Genomic DNA, 1,101 nt, shown 5'->3' with positions numbered 1-1,101 from the left:
GCCATCGGCATTTAAAGTGATATAGCCATATTGGCCATCTATCCTGCCTCCAACGCCACCAGCGCTGTTCGTTGCAGTATCACCCGATACCACACCAACCACTGCACCAGTATTCACCCAACCATCTGCGCCAGCAGTATCATTTGTTAATACACCGTCAGCAGCAAGTACGCTCAGCACACCACCTTCACTAAGGCTACCAGTATCTGCCACAGCAGTCGGAACATCATCAATCACTTGTACAACCAGACTACCTGTTGTGGTTACCCCTCCTGCATCTGTGACACTCAGTGGAATGCCACTCAGAAGTAAACCATCATTTCCAACAGCGCTATGTGTCTGGGCGTTGTTCAAAGTATAGGTATAACTCAAACTACCTGAAGTTGGGATACCACCTACACTGCTATTTGCCGTAAAACCATTTAGAACGATGGTTCCACCAACGACGTTGATCGCTGCCGATGGGTTGCTGCTACTCAGTGATTGTAATTGTGAAAGGCTAAAGGTCTGTCCGCCTATGTTAATACTGCTTAAGCCATCTCCTGCATTGATCGGAATCGTTCCACTGGCAGATTCGCTCGCTGCATTTGCATTGCTACCTGTACTTAGACCACTTTCATACACTGTAATCTGACCACCAACATTGTTTCCGTTCTCATCGTTCGGTGTAATGCTTGGTAGGCCATCGGTATGTCCGTTAATGGTGATGGTTAATGTCGTGGTACTCCAGTCCCCATCTGCATCTTTAATGGTGTAGCTAAATGTTTCTGTGAGCTTGCCTCCATCTTTTAATGCATTCACGGTTGCGTTATTTGGGTCAACGGTATAGCTGTAACTACCATCGCGATTGAGTATCAGTGTGCCGTAGTCACCTGCAAGTCCTGTTCTACCAACATTATCTGTTTGTTCTGTTGTTGAGCTTCCTTTGCTGACTCCTGTCACTTGTGTTGCATCTACACCTAAACGGTCAGCAACATCTGCACTATTGCTACTACCACCTGTGATCACGTTTCCTTCAAGTGCTGTGCCGTCTTCTGTCACTGTGCCTGTGTCAGCTTTCGCTTCTGGGGCAGTATCTGTGATGAGAATGACCAGATTCGT

General features: G+C 47.0%; 1 protein-coding gene. It reads right to left on the bottom strand.

Features of this window, described 5'->3' with window-relative positions; genetic code table 11:
- The coding region (locus ABWW28_RS27585; protein ID WP_353393020.1) for a cadherin-like domain-containing protein at positions 1-1,101 on the bottom strand (1,101 nt) is incomplete at both ends.

The sequence above is a fragment of the Brucella sp. NBRC 14130 genome (assembly GCF_040371715.1).
Taxonomy (GTDB): Bacteria; Pseudomonadota; Alphaproteobacteria; order Rhizobiales; family Rhizobiaceae; genus Brucella; species Brucella intermedia.
Note: the sequence above shows the minus strand (reverse complement) of the source record. Positions and strands in the feature narration are given on the sequence as shown.